13 protein-coding genes are annotated in these 14,274 nt (G+C 60.3%); 7 read left to right on the forward strand and 6 right to left on the reverse strand.

Going from position 1 to position 14,274, the window contains the following annotated elements:
- Window positions 1-5: 5 nt before the first annotated feature.
- The 3 genes from EM858_RS07725 to EM858_RS07735 form a co-directional block, all read right to left on the reverse strand.
- Entirely contained in the window at window positions 6-1,163 is a 1,158-nt protein-coding gene (locus tag EM858_RS07725) for an ABC transporter ATP-binding protein (protein ID WP_127756345.1), read from the reverse strand.
- Window positions 1,164-1,298: 135 nt separating this feature from the next.
- Entirely contained in the window at window positions 1,299-2,396 is a 1,098-nt protein-coding gene (locus tag EM858_RS07730; RefSeq protein ID WP_078051237.1) for a polyamine ABC transporter substrate-binding protein, read from the reverse strand.
- Window positions 2,397-2,548: 152 nt separating this feature from the next.
- Window positions 2,549-3,964 (reverse strand): helix-turn-helix domain-containing protein, encoded by a 1,416-nt coding sequence (locus EM858_RS07735; protein ID WP_127756346.1) that lies wholly within the window; start codon window positions 3,962-3,964, stop codon window positions 2,549-2,551.
- A gap of 255 nt (window positions 3,965-4,219) precedes the next feature.
- Between EM858_RS07735 and aceA the strand changes: the two genes are divergently transcribed.
- Entirely contained in the window at window positions 4,220-5,509 is a 1,290-nt protein-coding gene (gene aceA, locus EM858_RS07740) for an isocitrate lyase (protein ID WP_127756347.1), read from the forward strand.
- An 84-nt stretch (window positions 5,510-5,593) separates the two neighbouring features.
- Window positions 5,594-5,851, forward strand: coding sequence for a hypothetical protein (locus EM858_RS07745; protein ID WP_004432604.1), 258 nt, complete (start codon window positions 5,594-5,596; stop codon window positions 5,849-5,851).
- A gap of 64 nt (window positions 5,852-5,915) precedes the next feature.
- Here the strand turns inward: EM858_RS07745 and EM858_RS07750 are convergent, their stop codons facing one another.
- Together EM858_RS07750 and EM858_RS07755 are read right to left on the reverse strand one after the other, a co-directional pair.
- Window positions 5,916-6,239 carry a hypothetical protein gene (locus EM858_RS07750; RefSeq protein ID WP_127756348.1) on the reverse strand — a complete coding sequence of 108 codons (324 nt, stop codon included), beginning with the start codon at window positions 6,237-6,239 and terminating at the stop codon, window positions 5,916-5,918.
- A 142-nt stretch (window positions 6,240-6,381) separates the two neighbouring features.
- Window positions 6,382-7,254, reverse strand: a complete 873-nt coding sequence (locus EM858_RS07755) for a LysR family transcriptional regulator (RefSeq protein ID WP_127756349.1) — start codon at window positions 7,252-7,254, stop codon at window positions 6,382-6,384.
- Between the two features lie 85 nt (window positions 7,255-7,339).
- On the opposite strand from EM858_RS07755, the gene EM858_RS07760 reads away from it, so the two are divergent.
- Window positions 7,340-7,687, forward strand: coding sequence for a hypothetical protein (locus EM858_RS07760; protein ID WP_127756350.1), 348 nt, complete (start codon window positions 7,340-7,342; stop codon window positions 7,685-7,687).
- 110 nt (window positions 7,688-7,797) lie between these two features.
- Here the strand turns inward: EM858_RS07760 and EM858_RS07765 are convergent, their stop codons facing one another.
- Window positions 7,798-8,982 (reverse strand): NAD(P)/FAD-dependent oxidoreductase, encoded by a 1,185-nt coding sequence (locus tag EM858_RS07765; RefSeq protein ID WP_127756351.1) that lies wholly within the window; start codon window positions 8,980-8,982, stop codon window positions 7,798-7,800.
- 123 nt (window positions 8,983-9,105) lie between these two features.
- Between EM858_RS07765 and EM858_RS07770 the strand changes: the two genes are divergently transcribed.
- The 4 genes from EM858_RS07770 (at window position 9,106) to pgl (ending at window position 14,165) form a co-directional block, all read left to right on the forward strand.
- Complete coding sequence (locus EM858_RS07770) at window positions 9,106-10,545, forward strand: glutamine synthetase family protein (RefSeq protein WP_080817810.1); 1,440 nt, start codon at window positions 9,106-9,108, stop codon at window positions 10,543-10,545.
- A 12-nt stretch (window positions 10,546-10,557) separates the two neighbouring features.
- Entirely contained in the window at window positions 10,558-11,844 is a 1,287-nt protein-coding gene (locus EM858_RS07775) for an FAD-binding oxidoreductase (protein WP_080817811.1), read from the forward strand.
- 136 nt (window positions 11,845-11,980) lie between these two features.
- Window positions 11,981-13,456: a glucose-6-phosphate dehydrogenase gene (zwf, locus tag EM858_RS07780; RefSeq protein ID WP_035260679.1), complete on the forward strand. Its 1,476-nt coding sequence runs from the start codon at window positions 11,981-11,983 to the stop codon at window positions 13,454-13,456.
- 10 nt (window positions 13,457-13,466) lie between these two features.
- Complete coding sequence (pgl, locus tag EM858_RS07785; protein WP_020812896.1) at window positions 13,467-14,165, forward strand: 6-phosphogluconolactonase; 699 nt, start codon at window positions 13,467-13,469, stop codon at window positions 14,163-14,165.
- Window positions 14,166-14,274: the final 109 nt, after the last annotated feature.

A 14,274-nucleotide genomic window follows, 5' to 3' on the forward strand; every position in this document is an offset into this window, starting at 1 on the left:
CTCCCTCAGCGCGTCAGGACGAGGCCGGAATCCGGCTTCCAGTTCAGCCACACCATATCGCCGAAGGTGATCGGGCGATCGACGAGACGCGAAACATTCGCCTGCGCGGCGCGAATGACGCGGCCGTCGGCAAGCTTGACGATGAAGACCGAGAAGTCGCCGAGATAACCTATATCCCAGACTTCGCCATAGGCGGAATTGACGCTGCTGTCGGCGGGCTGGTCGAGCGAGATGCGGACCTTTTCCGGGCGGATGGCGAAAGCCACCTGGCTGCCGGTCGCAGCGGCGCATTCCTGCTCCACCGCCACCTTCAGCCCTTCGCAATCCAGCGTCACCAGACCGGGCTTGCCGATATCGGAGGCATTCGCGACGACGTTGGCGTCGAAAATATTGATATCGCCGATGAAGTCCGCCACGTAGCGGCTATTCGGCGCTTCATAGATCTCGGCCGGCGTCGCCACCTGCACGACATTGCCCTTGTCCATGACAGCGATGCGGTCCGAGACCGTCATCGCTTCTTCCTGATCGTGGGTGACGATGAGGAAGGTGAGACCGAGATTGGTCTGGATGTCCATCAGTTCGAATTGCGTTTCCTCACGCAGCTTCTTGTCGAGCGCGCCGAGCGGTTCATCCAGCAGAAGCACCTTGGGTCGCTTGGCAAGCGAGCGGGCGAGCGCCACGCGCTGCCGCTGGCCGCCGGAAAGCTGGCTGGGCTTGCGTTTGGCGAATTCACTGAGCTTGACGAGCCGCAGCATTTCCCCGACGCGGGCGGCGATATCCGCCTTGGGCAGACCGTCCTGCTCCAGACCGAAAGCGACGTTCTTTTCCACCGACATATGCGGGAAAAGCGCATAGGACTGGAACATCATGTTGGTGGGGCGCTTATAGGGCGGCACGCCGGAAATATCCTTGCCCTGCAGCAGGATGCGGCCCTCGGTCGGTTCCTCGAAACCGGCCAGCATGCGCATCAGCGTGGTCTTGCCGCAGCCGGAGGGACCGAGCAGCGAGAAGAATTCGCGTTCATAGATATCGAGCGTCAGATTGTTGACGGCGACGAAATCGCCAAAACGTTTGGTGACGTTTTCAAAGCGGATGAAGGGAACCGCATCGGGGTTGTCCCACGGGCTGAATTTGCGTTTGACCGGCCCCAGAGTTTTCGCCATTCACCCTACCCTCAAATCCCGTTGGTCTTTCGATCGATGCTTCGGGGCGGGCGACACCGGCAGGTAACGGGACCTGCCGGCAAAGGATCAGAGGAACAGGCCCGCCGGCCGTTCCTCAACCAGCGGGCGGAAGTGTCAGCTGCCGGTCTTTATCTGCGTCCAGACGCGGTTCAGGACGCGCTGTTCCTTCGGTCCGTAGGGCGAGATGGTGAAGAGCTTCTTCAGTGTCTCTGCATCGGGATAGACCGCCGGGTTCTTGGCGACGGCCTCATCCATCAGCGCCTGCGAAGCGAGGTTGCCATTCGCATACTGAACATAGTTGGAGGCCTTGGCGATGACTTCCGGCCGCATCAGATAGTTGATGAAGGCGTGGGCTTCCTCGACATTCTTGGCATCCGCCGGGATGGCAAGGTTGTCGAACCACATATAGGTGCCTTCCTTCGGGATGACGTAGTTCACCTCGACGCCGTTCTTGGCTTCCTCGGCGCGGCTCTTCGCCTGCAGGATATCGCCCGACCAGCCGATGGTGATGCAGCTGTCGCCATTCGCCAGTTCATCGATATAGGCGGAGGAATTGAAGGTCTTCACATAGGGGCGGATCTTCATGTAGACGTCGCCGCCCGCCTCGAGATCGGCGGTTTCCTTGCTATCCGGATTCTTGCCGAGATAGTTCATGGCGATGGCGAAGGTCTCGTCCGACGCATCGAGAATATTGATGCCGCAGGATTTCAGCTTTTCGGCATTTTCCGGCTTGAAGAGAATATCCCAGCTATCGACCGGCACATCGCCGAGAGCAGCCTTCACCTTGGCGACGTTGTAACCGATGCCGGTGGTGCCCCACATGTAGTTCACGGCATATTCGTTGCCGGGATCGTATTTCGCCAGACGCTCGGAAACCTCGGGCCACATGTTCTTCAGATTCGGCAACTTGGACTTGTCGAGTTTCTGGAACACGCCGGCATTGATCTGGCGGGCGAGGAAGGGGCCCGTCGGCACCACGACATCATAACCGGAGCTGCCGGCCAGAAGCTTGGTTTCCACAAGCTCGTTGCTGTCGAAAACGTCATAGACGACCTTGATGCCGGTTTCCTTGGTGAAATCGGCAAGGATCGATTCGTCGATATAATCCGACCAGTTATAGACGTGGACGACCTTCTCCTGGGCCATTGCCGAGCCTGCTGCAACGAGCGCGGTGGTGAGAGCCAAGGTCAGGCGGAGAGAACGGTTTTTCATGATGTCTCCTGTTAACGCATCCTCACGGTGGGAGCGTGATCCCCTTTTTTGGGAGAGACTAGAAAGGAAAACAGAAGGGAGCAAGCGGGAAATGTGCAGCACAGCATTTTCAACCAAATGTGTTCCGGCCGGGAAAAAGCGAATGGAAACACCTACTGGAAGTCGAAAACACTGAGGCCGGTGACCATTTCATCGAGCCCGAGCGGCCGCGTCAGCGGCGCTTCCGCCCGCGACAGACAGCCCTGCCTTTCGCACAGCCGGCACGAAGGGCCGACGGCGACGGGCGCAGCACCCGAAGCGGCGGGGCCATAGACGGTCTCTCCGGCCTGGGCGAAATCGCAGCCGAGAAGCACCGCCGTGCGCCTCACTCTTTCCCCGAAACCCGCCTGCGGACCTTCCAGCGTGCGCGACACTGTGAGGAAAGCGTCGCCATCCGGCATCTCCACCGCTTCGACCAGCACCTGTCCCGGCTGGGCGAAAGCGGCATGGATGTTGAGACGCGGACAGAGGCCGCCAAAACGCGCCCTTGGAAAACCGCCGGCCCCCGCAAGGCGGAAACGGTTGCCGGCATTGTCGATTTCCATCAGGAAAAACGGGATCGCCGCGGCTGACGGCCGTTGCAGGCTGACGAGGCGGTTGGCTGCCTGTTCGAAAGAAACGTTGAAGCGCGACCGCAAAACCTCGAGATCGTATTTCGCCCGCTGGGCGGCGCTCAGGAATGCGCCATAGGGCATCATCAACGCATGGGCGGCGTAACGCGCCAGTTCGAAGCGGGCGATGCGCCTTGCCTCCTCCCCTTTCAGGCCGAGCCCTTCAAGCTCCGTGCCGATTTCTTCGCGAAGCGCCAGAAGACAGGTCTCCATCGCCATTTCCCGCAATTGGTCCGGCTGCGACAGGCGTTCGGATAAAAACAGCCGCATCGAATGGCGGTCATAACGCCGCCTGAGGTTCGGCATGGCATGAACCGGCAGGGTGCGAACCACGATGCCGTGGTTTTTCTGAAGCCATGCACGAAGGCCGGAGGCGAGATCGTCGCCCGCCGACAGGTGTTTGTGAAGTTCTTCCGCCGCCGCGTCGATGGCATGGAAATAGGCCGGCCGGTCTTCAAAGACGTGGCGCACCTCGTCAATCGGCAGGCGGGTGGAGGAGAGCGCCGTCTCGTGCCCTTCCCGCGCCAGAAGATCGGAAAGATCGGAAAGGCGCTGCGCCTGCTCCCTATAGGCCCGGTAAAGCTTGAGGACACCGCTTGCTGCATTGGGCGCGGCATCGGCAACCTCGATCAGCTCCTGCGGCGACGGCACTTCACCGGCAAGCAGCGGATCGGCGAAGACCTCGCGCAGCTGCCCGGCGGAACCGGCGCTTTCGCCCTGCAGGTCGTCCAGATCGACCTTGTAGACGGAGGCAAGCTTCAAAAGCAGCTGCACCGTCAGCGGCCGCTGGTTGCGCTCGATGAGATTGAGATAGGACGGCGAAATCGCCAGCGCCTCGGCCATGGCCGTCTGCGTCAGCGCGAGACCGTTGCGAATGCGGCGCACGCGCGGGCCTGCAAAAATCTTGTTTTCCGACACCGCCTCACCTCCCCGTGCCTGCGACTCATACAAACCTGTTACAAACTTTGCAGGCAAAAGACTTTTACAAAATTTACAATTTCACAGCTCCACCCTGTCATGCACCCTACAGGATAACTTCTTTCAAGTCACTGTTTTTATGTTTGTTCTGGCGCTCAAATCTCGAAAAATGTAAATGTAGTCACATCAAACGGCGCCATATGATGTTGAAGACGGCCCGTTACGGAAACCGCATTTATCATGGGAGAGAGAAGTATGACGGATTTTTACAAACTTGTTCCGGGTGCTGCGCAGGGACGTTTCGATGGCATCGAGCGCACCTACACCGCTGCCGACGTGGAGCGGCTGCGCGGCTCCGTCGAAATCCGCCATTCGCTGGCCGAAATGGGCGCGAACCGGCTGTGGAAGCTGATCAACGAGGAGAATTTCGTCAATGCGCTCGGCGCGCTCTCCGGTAACCAGGCCATGCAGATGGTTCGCGCCGGGCTGAAGGCGATCTATCTGTCCGGCTGGCAGGTTGCGGCGGATGCCAACACGGCGTCGGCCATGTATCCGGACCAGTCGCTTTATCCGGCCAATGCCGCACCGGAACTCGCAAAGCGCATCAACCGCACCCTGCAGCGCGCCGACCAGATCGAGACGGCGGAAGGCAAGGGCCTTTCGGTCGACACCTGGTTCGCACCGATCGTCGCTGATGCGGAGGCCGGTTTCGGCGGGCCGCTCAACGCCTTCGAAATCATGAAGGCCTTTATCGAGGCAGGTGCTGCGGGTGTTCACTATGAAGACCAGCTGGCATCGGAAAAAAAATGCGGCCATCTCGGCGGCAAGGTTCTGATCCCGACGGCGGCGCATATCCGCAACCTGACAGCGGCACGGCTTGCGGCTGACGTCATGGGTGTACCGACGCTGGTTATCGCCCGCACGGATGCGGAAGCCGCCAAGCTTCTGACCTCCGACATCGACGAGCGCGACCAGCCCTTCGTGGATTACGATGCCGGCCGCACCGTTGAGGGCTTCTATCAGGTCAAGAACGGTCTTGAGCCCTGCATCGCCCGCGCCGTTGCCTATGCGCCCTATTGCGACCTGATCTGGTGCGAGACATCAAAGCCCGATCTCGAGCAGGCGCGCAGGTTTGCGGAAGGGGTGCATAAGGTGCATCCGGGCAAGAAGCTCGCTTACAATTGCTCGCCGTCGTTCAACTGGAAAAAGAACCTCGACGACGCGACGATTGCCAAGTTCCAGCGCGAGCTGGGCGCGATGGGCTACAAATTCCAGTTCATTACGCTCGCCGGTTTCCACCAGCTGAATTTCGGCATGTTCGAACTGGCACGCGGTTACAAGGACCGGCAGATGGCGGCCTATTCCGAGCTTCAGGAAGCGGAATTCGCGGCCGAGGCCAATGGTTACACCGCCACCAAGCACCAGCGCGAAGTCGGCACCGGCTATTTCGACGCCGTGTCTCTGGCGATCTCGGGCGGCACGTCGTCCACGACAGCCATGAAGGAATCCACCGAGCACGACCAGTTCCGCCCGGCGGCCGAATAAAATCGAAAAACTGCCCTTCCCGGTGACGGGAAGGGCTTGCAAACCGGATCAAGAACCCCAACCAATAATGAGAGGAGAAATGCCATGAATGCCCATAACCCCATCAAGACCCACGTCAAGGAACGCGCCGAGGAACAATCCTCCGCCATGACGCAGGATCAGCAGGCCGCCATCCGCATGCTGGCCAACGATCTGCACCGCCTCAACCAGGCCGTCATGAAAGCCGTCGAGGCCGGTGTTTCCGTCGAGCTGGTCCGCTCGGCCCGCCACCATGGCGGCGGCGGCAACTGGGGGGATCTGCTTATCCCCGTCATCGTCGCGCAGGGGCGTGACGCCGCCTGAAACGAAAGACCGGAACATCATAACGATGCTCCGGTCTTCAATGCAAACGTCGGACGTGGCCGCCTCAGAAGCTCGCCGACACGGAAACACCTATGCTTACATTGACGCCCATCGCCTCGACGTTGCCCTGGAGTTGAGGCGCATAGGGAGCGAAGCAGGCAAGCTGCGTAAGGGGAATCGGGTTCAGAACGGCCGGCGATTCCCACGCGAGATGCATCGCCACACCCCCAACGAGCTTTTCCCAGCCTGCGATCTTGGTGCCTTCGGCTGCCGGCGCAATTGCCGTGACAGATTGCGAAAGAGCATCGGCAACGACTGCCGCGAGACCCTTGCTGACTGCTGCATAAAAGAGCTTTGCTGCTTCTTCCGGCGTTCCTGCTGCGGACATCGCATTTACATATGATGCTGAAATTATCATGGCGACCTCAACCTAAAGGGGTTAAACTTACAAAAAGCAACCTAGGGATATTTTGACGCACACGCAACTATAAATTATTTAAAGCTATTTATGCAACTAAGGGTAATTTCACCTATGCGGGGCGGCTTTTGCGCCCGGCATATAGATCGGAATGGCTCTTGATCAGACGGGTCATCCGATCCGCCACCGTCCTGATATCACGGCGGTGGCGATCGTCATTGTTCATGACGATCCATTGATTGTGGCGAAGGCTCTCCAGCTCTTCGCCTTCCCGAGCGAGCCGCGCATCGGCATCGCCCACAAAACAGGGAAGCACCGCCACCCCCGCCCCGGCCAGCACCAGATCGAGAAGCGCCGTCGGCCGGTTCACCGTTACCACGATCCCGTTGTTACGATTTTCGTGCGGCCAGCGTAGATAGGTTGAAATGGCGTTTTCCTCCGCCACCGCCAGCCACCGATCAGCAACGGAAGTAGCGGCGTTGCGCAGCCTGTAGGGCGCATAGGCCACCTCCCCTGTCTTGATGGCGGCAAGGTTCTTTTCCTGCGGCTCGAAAGCGCGGATGCCGATGTCGTTTTCGCGATGGGCCAGAGACGCCCTCTGTTCGGCAATGAAAAGATCGATGCGGAAATCATCGCGGTCGGTGCAGATGGCGGAGAAATTCCCGGTTAGCAGCCAGGCGTTCCAGGTGCCGACGGCAATGCGCACGACAGACGAGGCCGACGACGCCTTCTGCCATCCCTCGATGTCCCTTGCCGCACTCTCCATCGCCTGAAGCCGGTCGAACAGCGTACGGCCGTCTGCGGTCAGGGCGTATCCCGTCTGGCTGCGCTGGAACAGCGCCTTGCCGATACGCTCCTCCAGCTCGACCATGCGCCGCCCGATGGTGGCCGGGCTCAAACCCGTCAATGCGGCAGCACCCGTCAGGCCGCCGCTGCGTGACACATCGAGGAAAAGCTGATAGGAATCCCAGGTGACGTTTTTCATGGGTGAAAAACGTAGCGCATTTTCTTGCGCAGATAAATCAAAAAACGGCGCGCATCATGGCCCTCCGCATTAGAAGGAGAGCGACATGCACGCGATTTTTGCAGCCCGGACTATCATCGAAAACCAGCAGCCGCGCACACGGCGCGAAGCCATTCTACAAGAAGAGAAATTTTATGCCGATATGGCCGAGGCATCTCGGCCGTGGCGGCTTTTCAGCGCGCTTATAAGCCGGATGAAGGCAAAGAGCCGCGGATCAGTGAAACAGAGCGATCAGAGCTGCCAGAGCACCGGCTGCGATGAGGCTCAGGCGAAAAGCCAGTTGACGGCTCTCGTTGTCAGTGCGGGCGATGGCAATGGCGCGAGGGCGGCGATGTGCAGATCTGTTCATGCGCGGGTTCCTGACGAAAAACTCAACCGACCCATGCCCTGTTGAGGGCCTCCAGCAGGACATCATGTGCAGCGGGATCATTGAGCGATCCGGCTTTGCTGGCATTTGGTCAGGATGACTCCACGCCCATTAACAAGGCATTAACGGGCGTGGTCTCACGCGAATTCACCCGCCGCTTGCCCGGAGGCCCATGCCCACTGGAAATTATAACCGCCGAGCCAACCGGTCACATCAACACATTCACCGATGAAATAGAGGCCGGGTACGGATTTCGCCGCCATGCTGCGGGAATCGAGACCGGTCGTGTCCACGCCGCCGAGCGTGACTTCCGCCGTGCGATAGCCTTCGGACCCGGCGGGCTTGATCTGCCAGTCCTGCACCTCGCCCGCCAGCTTCGCCAGCGCCTTGTCGGACATATCCGCCAGATGGCCGGTGAGGCCGGATTGTTCGACGACGTGCTGGGCCAGCCGTTTTGGCAGGATTTCCGACAGAGCCGTCTGGGGCGACTGGCGGCCGTTCTTCTGCTTCGCCTGCTTCAGCAACGCGGCTATATCGCGATGCGGCTCGAGCTTCAGGCGAACCACGTCCCCCTCGCGCCAGTAGGATGAGATTTGCAGGATGGAAGGGCCGCTTAAACCTCGATGCGTGAAGAGCAGCGCTTCCTCAAACGAGGCCTTGCCATGGAAAACCTCGGCCGGAACCGCGACGCCGGCGAGCGGGCTCAGCTTTTCCAGCAAGGCGGGATCGAGCGTCAGCGGCACGAGGCCCGGACGAGTCTCGATGAGCTTGAGGCCGAATTGTTCGGCGATCTGGTAGGCGAAACCGGTCGCGCCCATTTTCGGGATCGACTTGCCGCCCGTCGCCACGATGAGGCTTTCCGCCTCGATGACGCCGCCGGATGTCGTGACGCGGAAACGGGCGCCATCATGGGTGACGGCCGAGACGGACGTTTCCAGCCGCAGCTTCGCATTCACCGCCTGCATTTCGCCAAGCAGCATGCGGATGATGTCCTTGGCGCTGTCATCGCAAAAGAGCTGGCCGAGCGTCTTTTCGTGCCAGGCGATGCGGTGTTTTTCGACAAGGGCGATGAAATCGCGCGGCGTATAACGGGCGAGCGCGGATTTGGCGAAATGCGGATTGGCGGAGAGATAATTCTTTGGCCCGGCGTGGATATTGGTGAAGTTGCAGCGGCCGCCGCCGGAGATGCGGATCTTTTCGCCCGGCGCTTTCGCATGGTCGAGAATGACGACGGAGCGGCCGCGCTGGCCGGCGCGGATGGCGCACATCATGCCGGCGGCGCCCGCCCCCAAAATCAGCACGTCACATTTCTCTGTCATCATTCCATCCGATCCGTTTCCTTTCCTCTTTTCGAAGTGCCGCCGCTTGTCAATGGCGCTTTCCCCCTCGCCAATTGCCAAACTACGGTTATGATGGCGCCAGTCGAAACACAGACCCGGTGATACATGCCCGCCAAGAAAACCATGCTCCGCCCGAAGAAACAGGCAACCATGGCAAAGAAGACCCCTCCCCTCGACCTTTCCTCCACCCGTGGCGTTTCCTCCTGGCGCGAAGCCGCCCAATGGCTGAGGGCGCGCGGGATCGAAGACATAGAATGCATCACGCCCGACCTTGCCGGGGTTCCGCGCGGCAAGATGATGCCGACGGCGAAGTTCACGGGCGACACCTCGCTGGCCCTGCCATCCGCGCTCTACCGCCATACAATCTCCGGCGAATATCCCGACGAGACTGCCAATTTCCGCTACGAACCGCGCGACAGCGACCTGAAGCTCGTGCCCGATCTTTCCACGCTCTCCGTCGTGCCGTGGGAAACCGACCCGACCGCGCAGGTGATCTGCGACGTGGTGGATGCGGAAGGCAATTTCGTGCCCTACACGCCGCGCAACGTGCTGAAGAATGTGCTTTCGCTCTATACCGAAAAGGGCTGGAAGCCGGTCGTCGCACCTGAGATCGAATTCTACCTCGTCGCCATGAATGACGACCCGGATTATCCGCTGCATCCGCCGAAGGGCCGGTCCGGCCGCTCCATCGTCGGCGGGCAGAGCTATTCCATCGCCGGCATCAACGAATTCGACGAGCTGATCGACGACATCTACCATTTCTCCGAAAAGCAGGGCCTCGAGATCGATACGCTGATCCATGAGGAAGGCCCGGCGCAGCTTGAGATCAACCTCCGCCACGGCGATCCGATCGAGCTTGCCGACCAGGTGTTCCTGTTCAAGCGCACCATCCGCGAAGCGGCGCTGAAGCACGGCATCTACGCCACCTTCATGGCCAAGCCCATGCAGGGCCAGCCGGGTTCGGCCATGCACATCCACCAGTCGGTGGTGGAGATCGACAGCGGCCGCAATATCTTCTCCAATGCCGATGGCAGCCCTTCGAAGGAATTCTTCTCCTTCGTGGGCGGCATGCAGCGTTATGTTCCGAACGCGCTTGTCATGCTGGCGCCCTATGTGAACTCCTATCGCCGCCTGACGCCCGACATGGCCTGCCCGGTCAACAATGCCTGGGGTTACGACAACCGCACGACTGCCTTCCGCGTGCCGATTTCCGGCCCGCAGGCGCGGCGTGTCGAAAACCGCCTGCCGAGTTCGGACGCCAATCCCTATCTGGCGCTTGCCGCCTCGCTCGGCTGCGGCTGGCTCGGCATCGTCAACAATATCGAGCCAACCGAACCCACCGCCGATACGGCCAATGAAGGCTCCATCGAACTGCCGCGCGGTCTTCTGGAAGCCGTGGCGCTGCTGGAAGGCGAAGAGCAGTTCGATCGGGTGTTCGGCCATGAATTCGTGGGCCTCTATGCCGGTCTGAAACGCGGGGAGTTCGAGACCTTCATGCAGGTCATCAGCCCCTGGGAGCGGGAATTCCTGCTTCTCAACGTGTGAGGAACCCCGAGCATGACATGGCAAAGCCCGATTGCGCCCGGAATTTCCTGGTATCAGGCAACCGTTGGCGAGCGGCCGGACTATCCCGCTCTCGACGGCTCGAAAGAGGTGGACGTCGCGATTATCGGCGGCGGTTATACCGGCCTTCAGGCCGCCTGTAACCTCGCCGAAAACGGCGTCTCCGTCGCCCTCATCGAAGCGCATCGTTTCGGCGATGGCGCTTCCGGCCGCAACGGTGGGCAATTCGGCACCGGCCAGCGTTCTTTCCCCGACGAGATGGAAGAAGAGATCGGTTTCGAGCAATCGAAGCTGCTGTTCGACATTGCCGAGGACGCCAAAAACTACCTGCGCGGCTTCGCCGTCAGCCGCGGCATCGACATGGAATATCTTCCCGGGCAGCTCTATGTGGCGCATAAAGCCGCTTACGAGGACGATTATCGCCGCAGTGTCGATGCGATGAACAACCGTTATGGCTATCCGCATATTTCCTACATGGAACGCGCAGAAGCACGCAAACGCGTCGGCTCCACCCATTATTTCGGCGGCACGCGCGATACCGGCACCGGCCATATCCATCCGCTGAAGCTGCTGGTCGGGCTGGCGAAGGCGGCGAAAGCGGCGGGTGCCGGCATTTATGAAATGACGCCTGCGAAATCCATCCGGCAAGTGGGCGGCAAGACCATCATCGAAACGCCTTTCGGTACGATCACCGCGCCGCGGGTTCTGATCGCGACCAATGCCTATATCGGCAATCTGGAACCGGTGACGGCCGCCCATATCATGCCGATCCGTTCCTTCATCGGCGCAACCGTGCCGCTGGATGCGTTTCCCGACATCATTCCCGACCGGGAGGCCGTGGCGGATTCGCGGTTCGTGGTGCGCTATTTCCGCAAGACGGCCGATAACCGGCTGCTGTTCGGCGGGCGGGAAGCCTATACGGCCGATGCGCCGCGCGATATTTCCAGCCACATCCGCCGGCAGATCGCGGAAATCTATCCTGCGCTGAAAGATATAGAGATTACCCATTCCTGGGGCGGCTCCGTCGGCATTACCCTGCCGCGCAAAGTCTTCGTGCGCGAGGTCATGCCCGGCGTCACCTCCATCGGCGGTTATTCCGGCCATGGGGTGATGCTGTCGAATTATTGCGGCAAGCTCTATGCCGATCTCGTTCTCGGCAAAAAAGACATGCTGGCGCCCTTCGCCCAGCTGAAGGTGCCCTCTTTCCCCGGCGGGGCGTCGCTGCGCGCGCCGCTGCTTTTCCTCGCGCTCTCCTGGTACGCGTTGCGAGACAGGTTTTAGGCCAATGTTTACAGTCTGTTGCCGGCGGCGGACGAGTTGCCGGAAGCAAAATTCATAATTTCACATAACTGAGTCTGGCATTTTTAAATCGATTAGATTATTGATGCCCCAACCTTTGAAGATCGAGAGAATCGATATGAGCAGTCAGATCATTCCTGTTGAACCTTTTGATTGTGTCGTTTTCGGCGGCACGGGCGATCTTGCCGAGCGCAAGCTTCTGCCGGCCCTTTATCACCGGCAGGTCGAAGGCCAGTTCACGGAGCCGACCCGCATCATCGGTGCGTCGCGCTCGGTCATGACCCACGAGGAATATCGCAAATTCGCGCAGGACGCGCTGAAGGAGCACCTGAAGGCCGGCGAATATGACGACGCGCAGGTCGCCATCTTCCTGAACAGGCTTTTCTACGTGCCAGTCGATGCCAAGGGCAATAATGGCTGGGACGTGCTGAAGAAGCTGCTGGACGAGGGCAAGGAGCGCGTCCGCGCCTTCTATCTGGCCGTCGCGCCCGGCATTTTCGGCGATATCGCCGACAAGATCCGCGAGCACAAGCTCATCACCCGCTCGACCCGCATCGTCGTTGAAAAGCCGATTGGCCGCGATCTCGCTTCCGCACAGGAACTGAACGACACCATCGGCCACGTCTTCAAGGAAGAGCAGATCTTCCGCATCGACCACTATCTCGGCAAAGAGACGGTGCAGAACCTGATGGCGCTGCGTTTCGCCAACGCGCTTTATGAGCCGCTGTGGAATTCCGCCCATATCGACCATGTGCAGATCACCGTTGCCGAAGCGGTCGGTCTCGAGGGCCGCGCAGGTTATTACGACAAGGCCGGTGCGCTGCGCGACATGGTTCAGAACCATATCCTGCAGCTGCTTTGCCTTGTCGCCATGGAGCCGCCGGCATCCATGAATGCGGAAGCCGTGCGTGACGAAAAGCTCAAGGTTCTGCGCTCGCTGAAGCCGATCGACACCAGCAATGTGGAAAAGCAGACGGTTCGCGGCCAGTATCGCGCCGGCGCTTCCGCCGGTGGCCCGGTCAAGGGCTATCTGGAAGAGCTGGAAGGCGGCGTTTCCAACACCGAAACCTTCGTCGCCATCAAGGCTGAAATCGCCAACTGGCGCTGGGCCGGCGTTCCCTTCTACATCCGCACGGGAAAACGCCTCGCGACCCGCGTTTCGGAAATCGTTGTCACCTTCAAGCAGATCCCGCATTCGATCTTCGACGATGCGGCCGGCAAGATCGAAGCCAACAAGCTGGTCATTCGCCTGCAGCCGGATGAAGGCGTCAAGCAGTCTCTGCTCATCAAGGACCCCGGCCCGGGCGGCATGCGCCTGCGTCAGGTCTCGCTGGACATGAGCTTTGCCGAAGCCTTCAACGTGCGCAGCCCCGATGCCTATGAGCGGCTGTTGATGGATACGATCCGCTCCAACCAGACGCTGTTCATGCGCCGCGACGAGGTCGAGGCCGCATGGGACTGGATCGACCCCATTCTCAAGAGCTGGGAAGATCTGGGACAAGGCGTGCAGGGTTATACCGCCGGCACCTGGGGTCCGAGCGGTTCTATCGCGCTGATCGAGCGCGATGGCCGCACCTGGCACGATGCCGATTGAGGGCCCGGCGATGAGCGAAACGATCCACGTCTTCGACACCGCCGCCGAACTGGCAACCGCTCTTTCGGCGGAGGTCGCCAAACGCCTTGATGCGGCAACGAAGGACCGCGGTGCGGCAAGCATTGCCGTCTCCGGCGGTTCGACGCCCAAGCTGTTCTTTCAGGCGCTTTCGAAACACGATCTCGACTGGCCCAATATTAGCGTGACGCTGGTGGACGAGCGTTTCGTGCCGCCGGAAAGCGACCGTTCGAACCACCGCCTCGTTGCCGAGAACCTTTTGCAGGACAAGGCGAAGTCGGCTTATTTCGTGCCGCTGTTCCAGCCGGCGGCCTCGCCGGAGGATGCGGCGACGCTTGCGACCGTCAAGACCGAGGCGATCTGCGATCCCTTCGATGTCGTCATTCTCGGCATGGGAACGGATGGCCACACGGCATCGTTCTTCCCCGGTGGAGACAATCTTTACGAAGCGCTGGACCTCGATGAACCGCGCGGCGTTTTGACCATGGCGGCGGAGAATGCGGGAGAGGAGCGGTTGACCTTCAACTTCTCCAGCCTGCACGATGCCGAGTTTCTGGTGCTGCATATCGAAGGTGCGGCCAAGAAGGCGACGCTGGAGAAGGCACAATCGGGCGAGGATGAGGATGAAATGCCGATCCGCGCCGTGCTGAACCGGGCAGAAACGCCCGTGGATATATACTGGGCGCCATAAGCCAAACGCCACCGCCGCGATTGCGGCCCGGCGACAAGCGCCCCGAAGACATGAAGACAGAAACACGACAACCGGCCGTTCACCTCCCGGAACGCCGGTTGCCGACCAA

The sequence above is a fragment of the Agrobacterium sp. CNPSo 2736 genome, assembly GCF_004005385.1.
GTDB classification, from domain to species: Bacteria; Pseudomonadota; Alphaproteobacteria; order Rhizobiales; family Rhizobiaceae; genus Agrobacterium; species Agrobacterium leguminum.

Bases quoted from the DNA above. Each gene is read 5' to 3' on its own strand.
- EM858_RS07760 (WP_127756350.1), top strand. From the start codon at position 7,340: ATGCACGCGATTTTTGCAGCCCGGACTATCATCGAAAACCAGCAGCCG.
- zwf (WP_035260679.1), top strand. From the start codon at position 11,981: ATGAGCAGTCAGATCATTCCTGTTGAACCTTTTGATTGTGTCGTTTTC.
- EM858_RS07750 (WP_127756348.1), bottom strand. From the start codon at position 6,239: ATGTCCGCAGCAGGAACGCCGGAAGAAGCAGCAAAGCTCTTTTATGCA.
- pgl (WP_020812896.1), top strand. From the start codon at position 13,467: ATGAGCGAAACGATCCACGTCTTCGACACCGCCGCCGAACTGGCAACC.
- EM858_RS07730 (WP_078051237.1), bottom strand. From the start codon at position 2,396: ATGAAAAACCGTTCTCTCCGCCTGACCTTGGCTCTCACCACCGCGCTC.
- EM858_RS07745 (WP_004432604.1), top strand. From the start codon at position 5,594: ATGAATGCCCATAACCCCATCAAGACCCACGTCAAGGAACGCGCCGAG.
- EM858_RS07725 (WP_127756345.1), bottom strand. From the start codon at position 1,163: ATGGCGAAAACTCTGGGGCCGGTCAAACGCAAATTCAGCCCGTGGGAC.
- EM858_RS07770 (WP_080817810.1), top strand. From the start codon at position 9,106: ATGCCCGCCAAGAAAACCATGCTCCGCCCGAAGAAACAGGCAACCATG.
- EM858_RS07755 (WP_127756349.1), bottom strand. From the start codon at position 7,254: ATGAAAAACGTCACCTGGGATTCCTATCAGCTTTTCCTCGATGTGTCA.
- EM858_RS07775 (WP_080817811.1), top strand. From the start codon at position 10,558: ATGACATGGCAAAGCCCGATTGCGCCCGGAATTTCCTGGTATCAGGCA.
- EM858_RS07765 (WP_127756351.1), bottom strand. From the start codon at position 8,982: ATGATGACAGAGAAATGTGACGTGCTGATTTTGGGGGCGGGCGCCGCC.
- aceA (WP_127756347.1), top strand. From the start codon at position 4,220: ATGACGGATTTTTACAAACTTGTTCCGGGTGCTGCGCAGGGACGTTTC.